16 protein-coding genes are annotated in these 18,087 nt (G+C 69.1%); 6 read left to right on the forward strand and 10 right to left on the reverse strand.

The window, feature by feature from the left end; translation table 11 throughout:
* Positions 1-318: 318 nt before the first annotated feature.
* Entirely contained in the window at positions 319-783 is a 465-nt protein-coding gene (locus QZM15_RS21140; protein WP_006481526.1) for an Lrp/AsnC family transcriptional regulator, read from the reverse strand.
* Between the two features lie 248 nt (positions 784-1,031).
* Between QZM15_RS21140 and QZM15_RS21145 the strand changes: the two genes are divergently transcribed.
* Together QZM15_RS21145 and QZM15_RS21150 are read left to right on the forward strand one after the other, a co-directional pair.
* Positions 1,032-1,571, forward strand: a complete 540-nt coding sequence (locus QZM15_RS21145) for a Spy/CpxP family protein refolding chaperone (protein ID WP_060009782.1) — start codon at positions 1,032-1,034, stop codon at positions 1,569-1,571.
* 136 nt (positions 1,572-1,707) lie between these two features.
* Positions 1,708-2,139 carry a PGDYG domain-containing protein gene (locus tag QZM15_RS21150; protein WP_059583428.1) on the forward strand — a complete coding sequence of 144 codons (432 nt, stop codon included), beginning with the start codon at positions 1,708-1,710 and terminating at the stop codon, positions 2,137-2,139.
* Between the two features lie 40 nt (positions 2,140-2,179).
* Here QZM15_RS21150 and QZM15_RS21155 read toward each other — a convergent pair whose 3' ends face one another.
* The 8 genes from QZM15_RS21155 to QZM15_RS21190 form a co-directional block, all read right to left on the reverse strand.
* Entirely contained in the window at positions 2,180-2,542 is a 363-nt protein-coding gene (locus QZM15_RS21155; protein ID WP_060009785.1) for a DUF3022 domain-containing protein, read from the reverse strand.
* A 13-nt stretch (positions 2,543-2,555) separates the two neighbouring features.
* Positions 2,556-3,344, reverse strand: coding sequence for a YhfC family intramembrane metalloprotease (locus QZM15_RS21160; protein WP_302107200.1), 789 nt, complete (start codon positions 3,342-3,344; stop codon positions 2,556-2,558).
* Positions 3,345-3,398: 54 nt separating this feature from the next.
* Positions 3,399-4,442 carry a LacI family DNA-binding transcriptional regulator gene (locus tag QZM15_RS21165; protein WP_059583434.1) on the reverse strand — a complete coding sequence of 348 codons (1,044 nt, stop codon included), beginning with the start codon at positions 4,440-4,442 and terminating at the stop codon, positions 3,399-3,401.
* A 319-nt stretch (positions 4,443-4,761) separates the two neighbouring features.
* Positions 4,762-5,727, reverse strand: a complete 966-nt coding sequence (locus QZM15_RS21170; RefSeq protein WP_302107201.1) for an NAD(P)-dependent oxidoreductase — start codon at positions 5,725-5,727, stop codon at positions 4,762-4,764.
* Positions 5,728-5,731: 4 nt separating this feature from the next.
* Positions 5,732-7,012, reverse strand: a complete 1,281-nt coding sequence (locus QZM15_RS21175; protein WP_059583435.1) for an MFS transporter — start codon at positions 7,010-7,012, stop codon at positions 5,732-5,734.
* A gap of 115 nt (positions 7,013-7,127) precedes the next feature.
* Positions 7,128-8,120 carry a sugar kinase gene (locus QZM15_RS21180; protein WP_059645878.1) on the reverse strand — a complete coding sequence of 331 codons (993 nt, stop codon included), beginning with the start codon at positions 8,118-8,120 and terminating at the stop codon, positions 7,128-7,130.
* A 28-nt stretch (positions 8,121-8,148) separates the two neighbouring features.
* Positions 8,149-8,913, reverse strand: coding sequence for a TIM barrel protein (locus QZM15_RS21185; RefSeq protein ID WP_226224570.1), 765 nt, complete (start codon positions 8,911-8,913; stop codon positions 8,149-8,151).
* A 162-nt stretch (positions 8,914-9,075) separates the two neighbouring features.
* Positions 9,076-9,969 (reverse strand): LysR family transcriptional regulator, encoded by an 894-nt coding sequence (locus QZM15_RS21190; protein ID WP_226224572.1) that lies wholly within the window; start codon positions 9,967-9,969, stop codon positions 9,076-9,078.
* Between the two features lie 112 nt (positions 9,970-10,081).
* On the opposite strand from QZM15_RS21190, the gene QZM15_RS21195 reads away from it, so the two are divergent.
* Both QZM15_RS21195 and QZM15_RS21200 read left to right on the forward strand, forming a co-directional pair.
* Positions 10,082-11,158, forward strand: a complete 1,077-nt coding sequence (locus QZM15_RS21195) for a YeiH family protein (protein ID WP_226224573.1) — start codon at positions 10,082-10,084, stop codon at positions 11,156-11,158.
* A gap of 103 nt (positions 11,159-11,261) precedes the next feature.
* Entirely contained in the window at positions 11,262-12,995 is a 1,734-nt protein-coding gene (locus tag QZM15_RS21200; protein ID WP_196485766.1) for a ClcB-like voltage-gated chloride channel protein, read from the forward strand.
* 27 nt (positions 12,996-13,022) lie between these two features.
* Here the strand turns inward: QZM15_RS21200 and QZM15_RS21205 are convergent, their stop codons facing one another.
* Positions 13,023-13,643 (reverse strand): TetR/AcrR family transcriptional regulator, encoded by a 621-nt coding sequence (locus tag QZM15_RS21205; protein WP_059583446.1) that lies wholly within the window; start codon positions 13,641-13,643, stop codon positions 13,023-13,025.
* A gap of 189 nt (positions 13,644-13,832) precedes the next feature.
* Between QZM15_RS21205 and QZM15_RS21210 the strand changes: the two genes are divergently transcribed.
* Both QZM15_RS21210 and QZM15_RS21215 read left to right on the forward strand, forming a co-directional pair.
* On the forward strand, positions 13,833-14,942 hold the full coding sequence (locus tag QZM15_RS21210; RefSeq protein WP_059583447.1) for an efflux RND transporter periplasmic adaptor subunit: 1,110 nt from the start codon (positions 13,833-13,835) through the stop codon (positions 14,940-14,942).
* Entirely contained in the window at positions 14,939-18,085 is a 3,147-nt protein-coding gene (locus QZM15_RS21215) for an efflux RND transporter permease subunit (RefSeq protein ID WP_060009807.1), read from the forward strand. Before QZM15_RS21210 ends, QZM15_RS21215 begins: the two co-directional genes overlap by 4 nt.
* Positions 18,086-18,087: the final 2 nt, after the last annotated feature.

Consider the following 18,087-nt stretch of genomic DNA (forward strand, 5'->3'; position numbering starts at 1 on the left):
CCGATTCACATAAAAATCGCGTATAGCAGATGTCGCACGCCGGCCGTTGGCGGCCGCGCATTGCGAGGATGAAGACGACGCACGGCGTCGCACCGGACGCACGAACCGCACATGCATCAGGTACGACACGCCGGTCGAAGCGAAATACGAAAGGAGATTCGGGAAAGAAGCGCGCGATGCGCGAAAGGACAACGGCGGGCGCCCGTGCCGATCACGAAGGACAGCGAAGGCCGATACGAATGCGTGCGGGCAGGTACCTCGGCTTCAATCCGGGCAGCCGTGACGCACCGACGCCCGCGCGGCGCCCCATCCAACAGGTCAGCCGCCGATCGTTCCGCGATCGATCTTGCGCGACAGGATGATCGACGTCGTCGTGCGCTCGACGCCTTCGAGCGTGCCGATCTGGTCGAGCAGGTCGTTGAGCCGCTCCGGCGAATCGGCACGCAGCCACGCGACGTAGTCGTACTCGCCGCTCACCGCGCACAGCAGTTGCACTTCCGGCATCCGGTCGAGCTTGCGCAATACGTCCTTGCCGAACTTCGGCGTGAGGATGATGCCGACGTACGCATAGATACTCGCGTCGAGCACGTCCTGCCCGAGTCGCACGCTGTACCCGGCGATCACGTTGGTGCGTTCGAGCCGCGCGATGCGCGCGACGACCGTCGTGCGCGCCACGTCGAGCTGGCGCGCGAGATCGGCGACGCTGGCGCGCGCATCGGCTTGCAGCAGCGCGACGAGTTGCCGGTCGAGATCGTCGAGTTGGTCGAGACGGGGTGGACGCATGACGCTGAGCCGGCGCGCGATGTGCCGGCGGAGTGGAAAGTGACGCGATGATAGCGCCGAACGCCGGCGCGCCCAACCGGCATCGCCCGGATTCGCACTTCGATTTCGATTCGTATCGGATGTAAGCAAGTGTCGCATTCACTGCCGCGCGGCAGGCAACGTGCTACTAATAACGGGCGACGCGAGAGGCGCGCTGGCGGCGATGGCCGCCGCGCCCGCTCGCCAGACACCACCCCGGAGAGCCAACCATGAAGAAAATCTCGCTCACCCTCGCTACGCTCGCCGTTGCAGCCAGCGCGTTCGCGCAAACCCCGGCACAGCCGCAAGCGCCGGCAACGACGGCCGCGGCGTCGGCGCCGAGCGCCGAGCAGCGCGCGGCGCGCCACGAAGCGCGCATCGAGCAGCGCATCAAGTACCTGCACGACCAGTTGAAGATCACGTCGGCGCAGGAGCCGCAATGGAAGACGTTCGCCGACACGATGCGCGACAACGGCGCAACGATGGGCCGCCTCTACAGTGAACGGATGGCCAAACACGACGTGTCCGCGATCGACGACATGAAGCAGTACGCGGAACTGTCGCAGGCGAACGCCGACGGCGCGAAGAAGCTCGCCGACGCATTCGCGCCGCTCTACGAGAGCTTCCCGGCCGAGCAGAAGGCGCTGGCCGACACGACGTTCCGCAGTTGGCTGCACCACGGCGGCGAGCACCGCGGCAAGGGCAAGACGAAGGGCAAGGAAGGCAACGCGGCCGCCGCGCCCGCCGCGAGCGCGCCCGCGCAGCCCTGACGTCTTCCCCGCCGGCGCCGTGCCGGCCCACCCGGGCCGAACGGCGCCGCGCGTCGATCGGCGACCGGCGCGTCACACGGCGCGCCGAATTCGGGATAAGCTCCCGGCTTTTCCCGCTTTCCCGCCCCTCCCCGCCATGCTCGAACTCAAGCAACTCGATCTGCGTACCGATCCGCAGGCCCGTCGCGTCGTCAAGGACGAAACCGTCGCCGTGTCCTTCGCGGACGCCGACGGCGAACTGATGAGCCTCGAAGGCCCGAACCGTTATGTGACGGGCGACGCATTGATCACCGGCTCGACCGGCGACCGCTGGGTCGTGTCGCGCGCGCGTTTCGACGCCAAATACCTGCCCGCCGATCCGGCGCTCGCGCACGGCACGCCGGGCGCCTACCGCAACCGGCCGGCCGTCGTGCTCGCGCGCCGGATGGACGAGCCGTTCACGATCGCCCGCTCGGAAAACGGCGACACGCTGCGCGGCGTCGCCGGCGACTGGGTGATGCAATACGCGCCGGGCGACTACGGCGTCGTGCAGGCGCAGCGCTTCGCTCAGGTCTACCGCGACGCGTGACGCGTCACGCACCGCGCCGGCACAAGGCCGGCGCCGCCGCTCACGCAAAGTCTTCGTCGAGTTCGAGTTCCGCGTCGCGCTCGACGGCCTCGCCGGCCGCGTGCCGCTCTTCGAGCGAGCCGAGCATCGCTTCCGTATACGCATGCAGCACCGCATGGCTGCGCGCGCGCTGCATCGGCTTGAGCGCCAGGTAGCGCGCGAGCGCGGCCGGCACGATCCGGATGTCCAGCGTCATCCGCTTCGGCGTCGCGCCGAAACGCATCGCGAGCCACTGCACGGACAGGAATCGCCCGCGTTCGTCGCTGTTTTCGACAAAGCGCGTCTGCTCCGGAAAGAGATCGCAGATCACGCGCGCAAGCGCATCGAATTCCGTGCTCGGGCATTCGATCAGATAGTCGTCCATTGCGTCTCTCCGGTCAGGCCGTCACACGCGACGGCCGGCACGTCTTCACCAGCACAGCCACCAGGATCGCGGCCAGCACGAAATACGCGGCCTCGACCCACGCGGCCGGCAGCACGCGCACCTGGTACAGCAGCGTGGGCGTCGCCGCGAGCGCATGCAGCACGATCGCCAGCGGCAACACGGCGATGCGGCCGGCACGCACGCCGCGCCACATCAGCACCGACAGCACCAGTTGCACCGCGAACGCCGCGCAGCGTTCGAGCAGCAACAGCAGGATCGACTGGGCCGACAGTGTCGCGAGCATCATGTGCAGCCGCACCACGGTGTCGACCGGCAGGTCCGACAACTGCGTCTCGAGCTGGCCGCGGCTCGCGAGCCACGCGAGATACGACCACTGACCCCACACGAGCACGCCGACGAACCACGCCTCGGCGCCGCCGTGACCGATCCCGTAGCCGATTCCGCGGCCGTCGCCGGCCGATGCGCCATAGCGGCGGTTCAGCACGCGCATGCCGAGATAGCGGCCGATTTCCTCGAATACGGCGGTCGCGAGCGCGCTGTACGCGACGAACGCGAGCGGCTGCGTCAGCCAGCCGTCCTCGGGCGTGCGGCTCAGCACGAGCCCGTGGAACGCGCGCTCGACGATCATGGCAAACAGCGTGAAGACGGCGACGCCGACGATCGTGTCGCGGCGGTTGAGCGCAAGCGGCTTGCGCAGGAAGCGGTAGAGGACGAGCGGCAGCAGCGCGATGATCAGCGTGGCGGCGATCAGCGCCGCCAGCGTGACGGGAGCGACAGTCATGGAGTTCCTTGTTCGGGGCAGCGCACCTGGCGCGCTGCGTGCCCCGAATGATACTCAGCTTGCGGTCGACGCGCGCGCGATCAGCTCGCCGGGCAGCATCGCGACGCGCACGTCGCCCGCCGCGCCGTCGATCCGCTCGTGCACGAATTCGACGGCCTTGTAGCCGATTTCGTAGGTCGGCTGACGGATCGTCGTGATGCCGATCAGCTCGGCCCATTCCGGATCGTCGATCGACAGCAGCGCCGCCTGCTGCTGCCATGCGGCGCCGAAGCGCGCGCGCAGGTGGCGCGCGATCGCCAGCGCGACGGGCGCATTCGCGGCGAACAGCGCCGCGCGCACGCCGCGCCGAGCCGCATCGTCGATGCGCGCATCGACGTCGGCGAGCGCCGCCGCGGCCGCGCCAGGCTCGTTCAGGTCGAGCACGACCGTCGACGGCACCGCCAGCCCGCGCGCCGCCAGCGCCGCGCGGAACGCGGCCTCGCGCACGCGCCGCGAGCTCACGTGCTCGAACGGCTGCACGACGAAATGGATCGCGTCGAAGCCCTGTGCGACCAGATGCGCGAGCGCCGTCTCGATCGCGTCGGTATTGTCGAGGCCGATCAGGTCGGCCTCGAAGCCCTCGACCGTGCGGTCGACGAGCACGGCCGGAATGCCCGCGCCGCGCAGCGGGCGCAGCACGTCTTCCTCGGCGCCGAGCGCGTTGACGATCAGCCCTTCGACGCGGTAGGTCGTGAGCAGTTGCAGGAAGCGGCGCTCCATCTCGACTTCGTTCGCCGCGTGACAGATGAGCGGCATGTAGCCGAGCGCATGGCACGCGGCCTCGACGCCCTGCAGCACTTCGACGGTGTAGGGATTGGTCAGGTCGGCCGCGAGCATGCCGAGCAGCCGGTTGCGGCCGCGCTTGAGCCCGCGCGCCATCTGGTTCGGCCGGTAGTTGAGCCGCGCGATCGCCGCCTCGATCCGCTGGCGCAGATCGACCGACAGCACATGCGTCTCGCCGTTCAGGTAGCGCGAAACGCTGGTCTTGCCCGTGCCGGCCTCGCGCGCGACGTCGCTGATCGTCGCCGGACGCGTCGTGGAAGATTGCGAATCGGTCACTGTCGTGCCTCGCGACGTACGATCCGCGCCGCTTCGTGAGCAGACGGACCATTGTTGTTGGAAACGTAAGCCAACCGGCGGCCTCCCCTGTCCTGGCGCGTCGGCGCCTGCGCCGGCCCGGTGCTTCACGCTCGAGCAGCGCCCGCCAATGGCGTTCCAGCAGTCGGCCGCACCGGACCTGGCGCGGATGCCCGTCGCGCGACGCCGCCGGCCGCATGGCCGGCCGTCGATGCGACGAGCGCGGGCGATCATAACGCAGCCAGCCCTCGGGCACCAAGACCATCGACTCTAACCGCGCAGGGCGGTTATCGCAGGCGGCTCAGGCGTGCGCCAGCGCATCCGGGTTGACGAGATTCGCGCGCAGCGTGCCGGCCAGCGCGCCGACCAGGTTTTCCGCCGCGCAGCGCGCCATCGCATGGCGCGTCTCGTGCGTCGCCGAGCCGATATGCGGGAGCGCGACGACGTTCTTCATCCGCAGCAGCGGCGAATCGGCCGGCAGCGGCTCCTTCTCGAACACGTCGAGCCCCGCGCCGCGGATGGTTCCCGCACGCAGCGCGTCGATCAGCGCGGCCTCGTCGACCACCGGCCCACGCGACGCGTTGATCAGGATCGCGCCGCGCTTCATCTTCGCGAACTCGGGCGCGCCGATCAGATGGCGCGTGTCGGGCGACAGCGGCACTTGCAGACACACGAAATCCGACTGCGCGAGCAACTCGTCGAGCGTCACGCGCCGGGCGCCGTACTGCGTCTCGGCCTCGGCATGCGCGGACCGGTTCGCGTACAGCACCTGCATCCGGAAGCCGAGCGCCGCGCGGCGCGCGACCGCGCCGCCGATGCGCCCGAGCCCGACGATGCCGAGCGTCTTGCCCTGCACGTCGGTGCCGTACAGGTCGGGGCCGATGCTGCGATGCCAATGGCCGGCTTTCACCCACTCGGCGAGCTCGACCACGCGCCGTGCGGAGGCCAGAATCAGCGAAAACACCGTATCGGCCGTCGACTCGGTCAGCACGTCGGGCGTATGCGCGAGCACGATGCCGCGCCGCGTGAAATCGGCGACGTCGAAGTTGTCGTAGCCGACCGAGATCGTCGACCACGCCTTCAGCCGCGGCGCACGGTGGAGCATCTGCGGCGTGACCTTCAGGCTCGCGCCGATCGCGCCGTCGGCGTCGCCGAGCGCGGCGGCGAGCGCGTCGGCGCCGTCGGCCTGCACGACGTCCGCATGCTCGCGCAGGTACGCGAGAACGTCATCGGGCAGCGGCTTGTACGCGACGATACGGGGCTTCATCGTTTCATTTTCCTTGCAGCGGCGCGGCGAGCGGATGCGCATCGCGCGCCTGGGGTTTGACGGACAGCGTGAGGATCACCGCGGCGACGAGCGCGGCGCTCATGAACGCGTACGACGCGACGGGCGACCCGGTCGCGCCGTTCAGGTAGCCGACGAAGTACGAGCCGACGAACGAGCCGAGCGCGCCCATGCTGTTGATCAGCGCCATCGCGCCGCCCGCGACGTTCTTCGGCAGCAGTTCCGGCACGATCGCGAAGAACGGGCCGTACGGCGCATACATCGCGGCGCCCGCGACGACCAGCAGCGCATACGAGATCCAGAAATGCGACGAGCCGAGCGCGTACGACGCGGCGAACGCGGCCGCGCCGACCAGCAGGAACGGCCACACGAAGCCGCGACGCGAGCCGACCTTGTCGGACGCCCACGACGCGGCGAGCATCGCGATCGTCGCCGCGAGGTACGGCAGCGCGGACAGCCAGCCGGTCGCGACCATCCCGAGATCGGAACCGTTCTTCACGATCGACGGCAGCCACAGCACGAAGCCGTACACGCCGATGCTCCAGCAGAAATACTGCGCGCACAGCTTGATCACGGCCGGCGAGCGGAACGCCTCGCCATAGTTGCGCACCGGCTTGATCGCCGCCTGCTCGGCCGCGAGCGCGGCGTCGAGGTCGCGCTTTTCCTGTGCGTTGAGCCACGGCGAATCGGCCGGCTTGTCCTGCACGAGGCACCACCAGCACACGGCCCAGATGACGGCCGGGATGCCTTCGGCGATGAACATGTGGCGCCAGCCGAATTCATGCACGAGATAACCCGACACGATCGACATCCACAGCACCGTGACCGGGTTGCCGAGGATCAGGAACGTGTTCGCGCGCGAGCGCTCGTTCTTCGTGAACCAGTTGCTGATGTAGATCAGCATCGCCGGCATCACGGCCGCCTCGACGACGCCGAGCACGAAGCGGATCGCCATCAGCGACGGGATGTTGCTGACCACGCCGGTCAGGGCCGCGCAGCCGCCCCACAGCACGAGGCTCGCGAACACGAGCTTCTTCACGCTGCGGCGTTCCGCATAGATTGCGCCGGGGATCTGGAAAAAGAAGTAGCCGAGGAAGAACAGCGCACCGATCAGCGACGACAGGCCCTTGCTGATCCCGAGATCCTGGTTGATGCCGGCCGCCGCCGCGAACCCGTAGTTCGCGCGATCGAGGTAGGCGAGGCTGTACGTGATGAAGACGATCGGCATGATCGTCCACCACCGACGGGCTGCGAGATTGGCTGCCATGTGAGTGTCTCCGTATATGGACCGGAGTGGACGCGCTGGCGCCTGCCCGGCCTCGAACAAAACTGCTGTGCGTCGCGCACGAAATGGACCCGCGGATTGTGCCGTGTCCGGCCTCTCATTGCGCGGTGATGGTTTCCTCTAAGCGATCGGCGTCATTGCTGACATTTTCGAGCCGGTCGAGCGCGTCGCGGGTCGGCAACCCTTCCGAATCGCCGATCACCTGGATCGCGAGCGCACCGATCCGGTTGCCGCGCGCGACCGCCTGCTCGACGCTGCGGCCTTCGAGCAGCGCGCTGACCACGCCGACCGCGAAGCCGTCGCCGGCGCCCACCGTATCGACGACCTTTTCAACGCGCTCGCCGGCAACGATGCCTTCGCGGCCGTCGGCCGTGCGGAAATACGCGCCCTGCTCGCCGAGCTTGATCACGACGCCGCGCGCGCCCTGCGCGAGATAGAAGCCCGCGATGTCGGCCGGCGTGTCGTGCCCGGTGAGCTGCCGCCCTTCGGCAAGGCCCGGCAGCACCCAGTCGGCGAGCGTCGCGAGCGCATTCAGCGTCTTCGCCATCACGTCGGCGGACGGCCACAGCGTCGGGCGCAGGTTCGGATCGAACGAGATCGTCTTGCCGGCCGCCCGCATCTCGCGCGCGAGCCGGAACGCCAGTTCACACGACGTCGCCGAGATCGCCGGCGCGACGCCCGTCAGGTGCAGGTGGCGCGCGCCGAGCACGTAGTCGGCAACGTAGTCGTCGCACGACAGGTGGCTCGCGGCCGAACCCTTGCGGAAATATTCGACGGTCGGGTCGCTGCCGTCGTCGTTGCGCGACTTCAGCTGGAAACCGGTCGGGTAACGCGGGTCGACGGTCACGCACGACGCGTCGATGCCCTCGCGCGCCAGCGTGTCGAGCACGTAGCGGCCAAACGAATCGCTACCGACCCGGCTCATCCAGCCGACCCGGAAGCCGAGCCGCGACAGGCCGATCGCGACATTCAGGTCGGCGCCGGCGATCCGCTTCGCGAATTGTCCGGCGTGCGCGAGGTGGCCGGGCTCCGTCGCGACGAACATCGCCATCGCTTCGCCGTAGGTCACGACATCGAGTGCTGCTTTCATGACTGAACTCCTCAGGATCCTGCTGCCGTCACGCGGTCGCGAGCCACGCGACACGCCGGCAGGCATCGCCGGCCAGGTCGGCCGCGTCGAACGGGAACTCGATGCCGCGCGGCGCATGCCGCGGCAGCGCCGCGAGCACGCCGGTCACGAGCGGGTCGTCCGGCGCCGGCGCGACGGCGAAACGACGCGCGCCCTCGCCGTCGATGGTCTTGCAATGAATGTATTCCACGTGCGGCGCGAGCACCTGTGCGCAGTCGAGCGGCGCTTCGCCGCGCCACAGCCAGTTGCCGATGTCGAACGTCATGCCGAGCGCCTCGCGCATGCCGGCATCGGCCAGCGCATCGAACAGCCCGCGGAACTGCGCGAACGCGCCGCCGACCTCGAGCTGGCCGTTTTCCACCACCACGCGAGCCCGCGCGCCGGCCGACAGCGCGACGATCTCGGCCGCGTGCGCGTCGCCCGCGAAGCCGCCGAGCTGCAATTTCACGAAGCGCGCGCCGAGCGCATCGGCTTGCGCGAGCGCGTCGCGCAAAGCGTCGGCATCGAGCGCGCCCGTTTCCGTATACAGCGAGTCCGGGGTCGAATAGACCGACCACAGTCCGTGGCCGGCGATTTGCGCGCCGAGCGCGGCCAGCGCGCCGGGCGCCGTATCGCCGTCCGACGCGAACAGTTCGCGCCGCACCTCGAACCCGGTCGCACCGGATGCCGCCACGGTCGCGATGAATGCACTGTGGCCCTCCTGGCGCACCCGGTCCATCCCGAATGCGCTCGCCACGATCACGATGTCTGCCATGTTGCCCTTTTTCAACCGGAATGGAACCGGTTCCATTTGCTTGAGACGGATGGTGCGCTTCGCTTCAGACCCACGCCATAGAGGAAATCCCTAAGGCCCGCTGGTCACACGAATACGCGCCCGAACGCATGCAACACCTGTTCCCGGCGCAGCGTCGAGCGTCTATGCGAGGCCCTGCGCGAGGCTCATTTCGAGGAATTGCGCGGCGATTCGCGACGGCGCGCCGCCGTGCGGCACGAGAATGGAGAAATGCCGCGTGAGCGGCGCGGGCGCCAGCGAGCGCGGCACGAGCGCCGCATCCTCGTGACGCAGCGACATCGCGGACACGAACCCGACGCCCATTCCCGCGCGCACGGCTTCCTTCACGGCCTCGACCCCGGCGATCTCGAACGCGACGCGCATCGGCGCGCCGCCGTGCGCGAACGCGCGCTCGACGAGTTGCCGCACCGCGGAGCCCGCCTCGCGCAGCACGAGCGGATGCGCGGCGAGCGCATCGAGCGTCACGCCCGCGTCGTGGCCAGGCGCCGCGAGCGGATGGCCGGCCGGCACGATCGCGACGATCTCGTCCTCGTGCCACGCGTGCACGGCCGTACCCGGCGGCAGCGCCTCGCCGGGCGGCCCTTCGATCAGCGCGATGTCGAGCGACGGCAGCGCCGCGACCACGTCGGCCGTATTGCCGCTCATCGTCTGGATCGACACGCGCGGCGCGCGCGGCTGGAACGCCGCGATCAGGTACGGCAGCAGGTAGCTCGCGGGCGTCGTGCTCGCGCCGATGCGCAGCGTGCCGGTTTCCAGCCCGCGCACCGCGTCGCGAAACGCACGCGCCTGCGCGAACGTGTCGCGCTGCGCCTTCGCGTACTGCGCGAGCTGTTCGCCTACCGGCGTCAGGCGGATGCCGCGGCCGTCGCGCTGGTACAGCGGCTCGCCGAACTCGTCCTGCAGCAGCCGCAACTGGCCCGACACGGCCGGCTGCGACAGATGCAGCGCCACGGCGGCGCGGCTGATGTTCAGATGCTCGGCGACGGCGGCGAACGTTATCAGTTGATCCGGGGTCATGGCGATGAATTATCGGCTTTCCGGATAGTTTACGTCACAAATCACAATTTTTCATATCGATATAACGAAATTAGGATTACACCATCGCCACACGCTCCATCACGGTGCCCCCATGTCCACTGCTCCGACTCCCCATCTCAGCCATGCCGCGCCGTCGATGCGCGGCCAGTTGAACGGCGTGCTGTTCGTCGCGCTGTTCGCCGCCGCCGTCACGAGCCTGTCCGAGCTCCCCGCGATCGCGGGGCTCGGCCTGTCGCCGCTGATCGTCGGCATCGTCGCCGGCGCGCTGTACGGCAACGGCCTGCGCGACGGCATGCCGGCCAGTTGGGCGGCCGGCGTCAATTTCTCCGCGCGCAAGCTGCTGCGCATCGCGGTCGCGTTCTTCGGCCTGCGCGTGAGCCTGCAGGAAATCGCGCAGGTCGGGCTGCCGGGCCTCACGGTATCGGTGCTGGTCGTCGTCAGCACGCTCGCGATCGGCACCTGGGTCGGCATGAAGCTGATGAAGCTCGACCGCGACGCCGCGCTGCTGACCGCCGCCGGCAGCGCGATCTGCGGCGCGGCCGCCGTGCTCGCGTTCGAGTCGACGCTGCAGTCGAAGCCGCACCAGAGCGCGATGGCCGTGGGCAGCGTCGTGCTGTTCGGGACGCTGTCGATGTTCCTGTATCCGCTCGCCTATCACGCCGGTCTGCTGAACCTCGATCCGGCGGGCCTCGGCCTGTTCTTCGGCGGCACGATCCACGAAGTCGCGCAGGTGGTCGGCGCGGCGAGCGACATCAGCCCGGAGGTCGTGCGCGTCGCGACGATCGTCAAGATGACGCGCGTGATGCTGCTCGTGCCGGTGCTGCTCGCGCTCGGCTGGTGGCTCGCCCGGTCCGCGCGCTCGGCGCATGACGCGGCCGGCGGCGCGCAAGGCAGGCGCAAGGTGGCGGTGCCCTGGTTCGCGCTCGGCTTCCTCGGCTTCGTGATCGTCAATTCGCTGAACGTGCTGCCGGCGGACGTCACGCATACGCTGAACGTGCTCGATACCTTCGCGCTGACGATGGCCATGACCGCACTCGGCATCGAGACGCGCGTCGCGCAGATCCGCGCGGCCGGCCCGCGAGCGCTGATGACCGGCCTGATCCTGTACGTGTGGCTGATCGTCGGCGGCTACGGCGTCACCTGGGCCGTGCAGCACTGGCTTGGCTGAGCCGCACGTCCGCGACGGTTCGCGCGCCGCGCCCGACGGGAGAGTCCCGCGGGCGCGGCGCGGTGCTATGCTTCGCGTCGTTTTCCATCGCCCCCTTTCAGCCGTGCTCTCGTTCCTGCTGAAGCTGCGCACTCGCGCCCGAACGCTGCTCCGCCTGTCGGACGCCCATACGATGCTGATCTGGTCGGCCATCGTCGGCGTCGGCGGCGCCTTCGCGACGATCGCGTTCCGCGAAGGCATCGATCTGATGCAGCGCCTGATCTCGGGGCACAGCGGCAGCTTCGTGCAGATGGCCAGGAGCCTGCCGTGGTACGTGCGATTCTGGATGCCGGCCGCGGGCGGCTTCCTCGCCGGCTGCGTGCTGCTCTTCGCGACGCGCGGCGACAAGGAGGCGGCCAAGACCGACTACATGGAATCGGTCGCGCTCGGCAACGGCGTCGTGCCCGTGCGCCAGAGCCTGTGGCGCAGCGTGTCGTCGCTGCTGACGATCGGCAGCGGCGGCTCGATCGGCCGCGAAGGCCCGATGGTGCAGCTTGCGGCGCTCGCCGCGTCGCTCGTCGGCCGCTTCGCGCACTTCGACCCGCCGCGCCTGCGCCTGCTGGTCGCGTGCGGGGCGGCGGCCGGCATCACGTCCGCGTACAACGCGCCGATCGCCGGCGCCTTTTTCGTGTCGGAGATCGTGCTCGGCACGATCGCGATGGAGAGCTTCGGGCCGATGGTCGTCGCATCGGTCGTCGCGAACATCGTGATGCGCGAATTCGCCGGCTACCGGCCGCCGTACGAGATGCCGGTGTTTCCGGCCGTGACGGGCGCCGAGGTGCTGCCGTTCGTCGTGCTCGGCGCGCTGTGCGGCGTGCTCGCGCCGCAGTTCCTGCATCTGCTCGACGCGTCGAAGACGCAGTTCAAGCGGCTGCCGGTGCCGCTGCCCGTGCGGCTCGCGCTCGGCGGCCTCGTCGTCGGCGTGATCTCGGTATGGATTCCCGACGTGTGGGGCAACGGCTACAGCGTCGTGAACCACATCCTCCATTCACCGTGGACCTGGCAGGCGCTCGTCGCGGTACTCGTGTTCAAGGTGATCGCGACCGCCGCGACGGCCGGCTCGGGCGCGATCGGCGGCGTGTTCACGCCGACGCTGTTCGTCGGCGCCGTGTTCGGCTCGCTGTTCGGGCTCGCGATGGACGCGCTGTGGCCCGGCCATACGTCGGCCTATTTCGCGTACGCGATCGTGGGGATGGGCGCATTCATGGCGGGCGCCACGCAGGCGCCGCTGATGGCGATCCTGATGATCTTCGAGATGACGCTGAGCTATCAGGTCGTGCTGCCGCTGCTGGTGTCGTGCGTGTTCGCGTATTTCGTCGCGCGCGCGACGGGCACGACGTCGATGTACGACATCACGCAGCATCACTACCAGGACGCGCAGGAGCGGCAGCGGCTGCGCACCACGCAGATGCGCGCGCTGATCCAGCCCGCGCAGACGGTCGTGCCGCTCACCGCGAGCGTCGCCGACATGACACGCGTGTTTCTCGAATATCCGGTGAAGTACCTGTACGTGACCGACGACGCCGGGCGCTTTCGCGGCGCGGTCGCGCTGAAGGACATCACGTCGGACCTGCTCGACAAGCGCGACACGGCCGACAAGACGGCCGCGCACTACGCGCATACGCCGTTTCCGCTGCTCACGCCCGACATGCCGCTCGCGACCGCGCTCGAACGCTTCATGGCGTTCCAGGGAGAGCGCCTGCCGGTGATCGAGAGCGAAGCCGAGCCGACGCTCGCGGGCGTCGTCTACAAGACGTCGCTGCTCGATGCGTACCGGCGGATGACCGGCGAGCGCTGACGCGCGCCGCCGCACCGCGCGCGCCGGTCAGTCGGGCGCGCGCCCCAGCACGACCCGCGCGAAGAACCCCGCGAGCGCCGCTTCGGCCACGTCGGCCGACACGTGCTGCGGATCGGCCGTGTAGTACGACTGCACGCCGTCGCACAGGCACATCAGCCCGAACGCGAGCGTGTCGGCCGGCAGCAGCAGCGGCGTGCCCGAACGCTCGGCGAAGCGCTCGATGAATTCGGCCATCTGCACGCGCTTGCCGTGCAGGAACTGGTTGAAGCGCACGCGGAACTTCGCGTCGCGCGCGGCCTGCAGCTTCGCCTCGCCCCACAGCAGCGAATATTCGTCGTCGCGAAACAGCGTCCGGTAATACGCGAGCGCCATCGATTCCATCTGCTCGCGCGTGCCGCCGCCTTCGAAAATCGCCTCGAAGTCGGCCCGCACCTCCTCGTGATCGCGCTCCAGCAACTCCAGCAGCAAGTCGGACTTGCTGCGGAAATTCGAATAGAACGCACCGCGCGTATAGCCGGCCGCCGCCGCGATGTCCTCGACGCTCGCGGCCACATAGCCTTTCTTCAGAAAAATGCGATGCGCCGCTTTCAGCAGACGTTCGCGCGTCTGGTCCCGGCTCTGCTCGCGAGTTAAGCGCTGTGGTTTCATGGCGCGCAGTCTAGCATCCTTTCCCTTTCAGATTCATCTTTGCATTCGGATACAGGTGTGTATTAGAATCCGCCACAGTTTCTGACAATGTTGTCCGTCTGTCCGCGTGCGCCGATGCCGGCGCCGTTTTGGGGCAAGCGCCCGCCGCGCTTGCCGGCTTCGTTCCGCTCCACCTCACCTGGGGGTTTCGTGAATCGCTCCGGTTCCCGCGCCGCGCTGCTGATCGGCGCCGCGCTCGTCCTTGCCGCCTGTCATCCGAAAGAATCCGCGCCGCCCGCCCCGCGCCCCGTCGTCGCGCTGCCCGCACGGGCCGACACCGCCGCGGCCGCGCGCACGCTGCCCGGCGACATCCAGCCGCGCTATGCCACCCCGCTGTCGTTCCGCATCGCCGGCAAGATCATCGAGCGCCGGGTGCGGCTCGGCGATACGGTGAAGGTCGGCCAGGTCGTCGCGCTGCTCGATCCGTCCGACGTCGAGAAGAACGCCGCGAGTGCGCAGGCGCAACTCGATGCCGCGACGCACAGCCTCGCGTTCGCGAAGCAGCAGCTCGACCGCGATCGCGCGCAGGCCCGCGAAAACCTGATCGCGACCGCGCAGCTCGAACAGACCCAGAACAGCTACACGTCGGCGCTCGCGCAGCGCGACCAGGCGCAGCAGCAGCTCGCGCTCGCGAAGAACCAGCTCCGCTACGCGACGCTCGTCGCCGATCACGCGGGCACCATCACCGCCGAACAGGCCGATACCGGCCAGAACGTGTCGGCCGGCCAGCCGGTCTACCAGCTCGCGTGGTCGGGCGACGTCGACGTGGTGAGCGACGTGCCCGAGGCCGCGCTCGCGTCGCTCGCGCCCGGTCATGCGGCCACCGTCACGCTGCCGTCGCTGCCGGGGCGTCAGTTCGCCGCGAAGGTGCGCGAAATCGCGCCGGCCGCCGATCCGCAAAGCCGCACCTGGCGCGTGAAGCTCACGCTCGGCACGCCCGACCCCGCGATCCGGCTCGGGATGACCGCGGACGTCGCGTTCGCCGGCGCGCCGGTTGCCGGCGACGCGCAGCCGATCACGCTGCCCGCCACCGCGCTGTTCCACGACGGCGCGCAGCCGGCCGTGTGGGTCGTGCGCACCAAGGACGACACGCTCGAGTTGCGCCGCGTCGACGTCGCGCGCTTCAACGAGCGCACCGTCACCGTGTCGCGCGGGCTGCAGCCGGGCGAGCGCGTCGTGCTGCAGGGCGTGCATACGGTCAGCGCGGGCGAGAAGGTGCGCGCGATCGCGCCGCTGCATCCGGAGGACTTCGCATCGTGAGCGTCTCCCACGAAGAAGGCCGCTTCAACCTGTCCGCCTGGGCGCTGCGCCATCAGGCGCTGGTCGTCTACCTGATCGCGCTCGCGACGCTCGCGGGCATCCTCGCGTACACGCGGCTCGCGCAATCCGAAGACCCGCCGTTCACGTTCCGCGTGATGGTGATCCGTACCTTCTGGCCCGGCGCGAGCGCGCGGCAGGTGCAGGAACAGGTGACCGACCGGATCGGCCGCAAGCTGCAGGAAACGCCGGCCATCGATTTCCTGCGCAGCTATTCGCGCCCCGGCGAATCGTTGATCTTCTTCACGATGAAGGATTCGGCGCCCGTGAAGGACGTGCCCGAGACCTGGTACCAGATCCGCAAGAAGGTGGGCGACATCGGCTATACGCTGCCGCCCGGCGTGCAGGGTCCGTTCTTCAACGACGAATTCGGCGACGTCTACACCAACATCTGGACGCTCGAGGGCGACGGCTTCACGCCCGCGCAACTGCACGACTACGCGGACCAGTTGCGCACCGTGCTGCTGCGCGTGCCGGGCGTCGGCAAGGTCGACTATTTCGGCGACCCCGACCAGCGGATCTTCATCGAGGTCAACAACGCGCAGCTCACGCGGCTCGGCATCTCGCCGCAGCAGCTCGGGCAGGCGATCAACGCGCAGAACGACATCTCGTCGGCCGGCGTGCTGACGACCGCCGACGATCGCGTGTTCGTGCGGCCGAGCGGCCAGTTCGACAACGTCGCCGCGATCGCCGACACGCTGATCCGCATCAACGGCCGCACGTTCCGGCTCGGCGATCTCGCGACGGTCAGGCGCGGCTACGACGATCCCCAGGTTACGCAGATGCGCGCGAACGGCCATGCGGTGCTCGGCATCGGCGTGACGATGCAGCCGGGCGGCGACGTGATCCGGCTCGGCAAGGCGCTCGACGCCGAATCGAAGGATCTGCAGGCGCAACTGCCGGCCGGCCTGAAGCTGACCGAAGTATCGAGCATGCCGCACGCGGTCTCGCACTCGGTCGACGACTTCCTCGAAGCCGTCGCCGAAGCGGTCGCGATCGTGCTGGTCGTGAGCCTCGTGTCGCTCGGGCTGCGCACCGGGATGGTCGTCGTGATCTCGATTCCGGTCGTGCTCGCGGTCACCGCCCTCTTCATGTACCTGTTCGACATCGGGCTGCACAAGGTGTCGCTCGGCACGCTCGTGCTCGCGCTCGGGCTGCTCGTCGACGACGCGATCATCGCGGTCGAGATGATGGCCGTGAAGCTCGAACAGGGCTACAGCCGCGCGCGCGCCGCCGCCTTCGCGTACACCAGCACCGCGTTCCCGATGCTGACGGGCACGCTCGTCACGGTATCGGGCTTCCTGCCGATCGCGCTCGCGAAATCGAGCACCGGCGAATACACGCGCTCGATCTTCGAGGTGTCGGCGATCGCGCTGATCGCGTCGTGGTTCGCGGCCGTCGTGCTGATCCCGCTGCTGGGCTATCACATGCTGCCCGAGCGCAAGCGGCACGCGCACGAGGCGCACCTGCCCGACGATCACGAGCACGACATCTACGACACCCGCTTCTACCGGCGGCTGCGCGGCTGGATCGACTGGTGCATCGAGCGGCGCTTCGTCGTGCTGCTGATCACGGGCGCGCTGTTCGTCGTCGCGCTGATGGGCTTCACGCTCGTGCCGCAGCAGTTCTTCCCGAGCTCCGACCGGCCCGAGCTGCTGGTCGACCTGCGGCTGCCCGAAGGTGCGTCGTTCGCGGCGACGCTGCGCGAGACCGAGCGCCTCGAGAAGGTGATCGACAAGCGTCCCGAGATCGACCATGCGGTGAACTTCGTCGGCAGCGGCGCGCCGCGCTTCTACCTGCCGCTCGATCAGCAGTTGCAACTGCCGAACTTCGCGCAGTTCGTGATCACCGCGAAATCGGTCGAGGATCGCGAGAAGCTCGCGGCCTGGCTCGAAACCACGCTGCGCGACAAGTTCCCGGCCGTGCGCTGGCGGCTGTCGCGGCTCGAGAACGGCCCGCCGGTCGGCTATCCGGTGCAGTTCCGCGTGAGCGGCGACAGCATCGCGACGGTGCGCTCGATCGCCGAGAAGGTCGCGGCGACGATGCGCGGAGACGCGCGCACGGTCAACGTGCAGTTCGACTGGGACGAGCCGGCCGAGCGCTCGGTCCGCTTCGAGCTCGACCAGAAGAAGGCGCGCGAGCTGAACGTCACGTCGCAGGACGTGTCGAGCTTCCTCGCGATGACGCTGTCCGGCACGACCGTCACGCAGTATCGCGAGCGCGACAAGCTGATCGCCGTCGACCTGCGCGCGCCGCGCGCCGACCGCGTCGATCCGGCGAAGCTCGCGGGCCTCGCGCTGCCGACGCCGAACGGCCCCGTGCCGCTCGGCTCGCTCGGCCGCTTCACGCCGACGCTCGAATACGGCGTCGTGTGGGAGCGCGACCGCCAGCCGACCATCACCGTGCAATCCGACGTGCGCGCCGGCGCACAGGGCATCGACGTCACGCACGCGGTCGACGCGAAGCTGAACGCGCTGCGCGCGCAGTTGCCGGTCGGCTATCAGATCAACATCGGCGGCTCGGTCGAGGAAAGCGCGAAGGCGCAGGCATCGATCAACGCGCAGATGCCGCTGATGGCGATCGCCGTGTTCACGCTGTTGATGATCCAGCTGCAAAGCTTCTCGCGCGTGCTGATGGTCGTGCTGACCGCGCCGCTCGGGCTGATCGGCGTGGTCGCGACGCTGCTGCTGTTCGGCCAGCCGTTCGGCTTCGTCGCGATGCTCGGCGTGATCGCGATGTTCGGGATCATCATGCGCAACTCGGTGATCCTGGTCGACCAGATCGAGCAGGACATCGCGGTCGGCCACGGCCGCGTCGACGCGATCATCGGCGCGACCGTGCGGCGCTTCCGCCCGATCACGCTGACGGCCGCGGCCGCCGTGCTCGCGCTGATCCCGCTGTTGCGCTCGAATTTCTTCGGGCCGATGGCGACCGCGCTGATGGGCGGCATCACGAGCGCCACCGTGCTGACGCTGTTCTATCTGCCTGCGCTGTACGCGACGTGGTTCCGCGTGAAGCGCGACGAACGCGACCCTCGGGACGGCCCGCCGCCAGGCGCCACGTCTGCCGCGCCGTCGGGAACCTGACC

Origin of the sequence: Burkholderia sp. AU44665, from assembly GCF_030504405.1 — a bacterium.
Lineage (GTDB): Bacteria > Pseudomonadota > Gammaproteobacteria > Burkholderiales > Burkholderiaceae > Burkholderia > Burkholderia semiarida.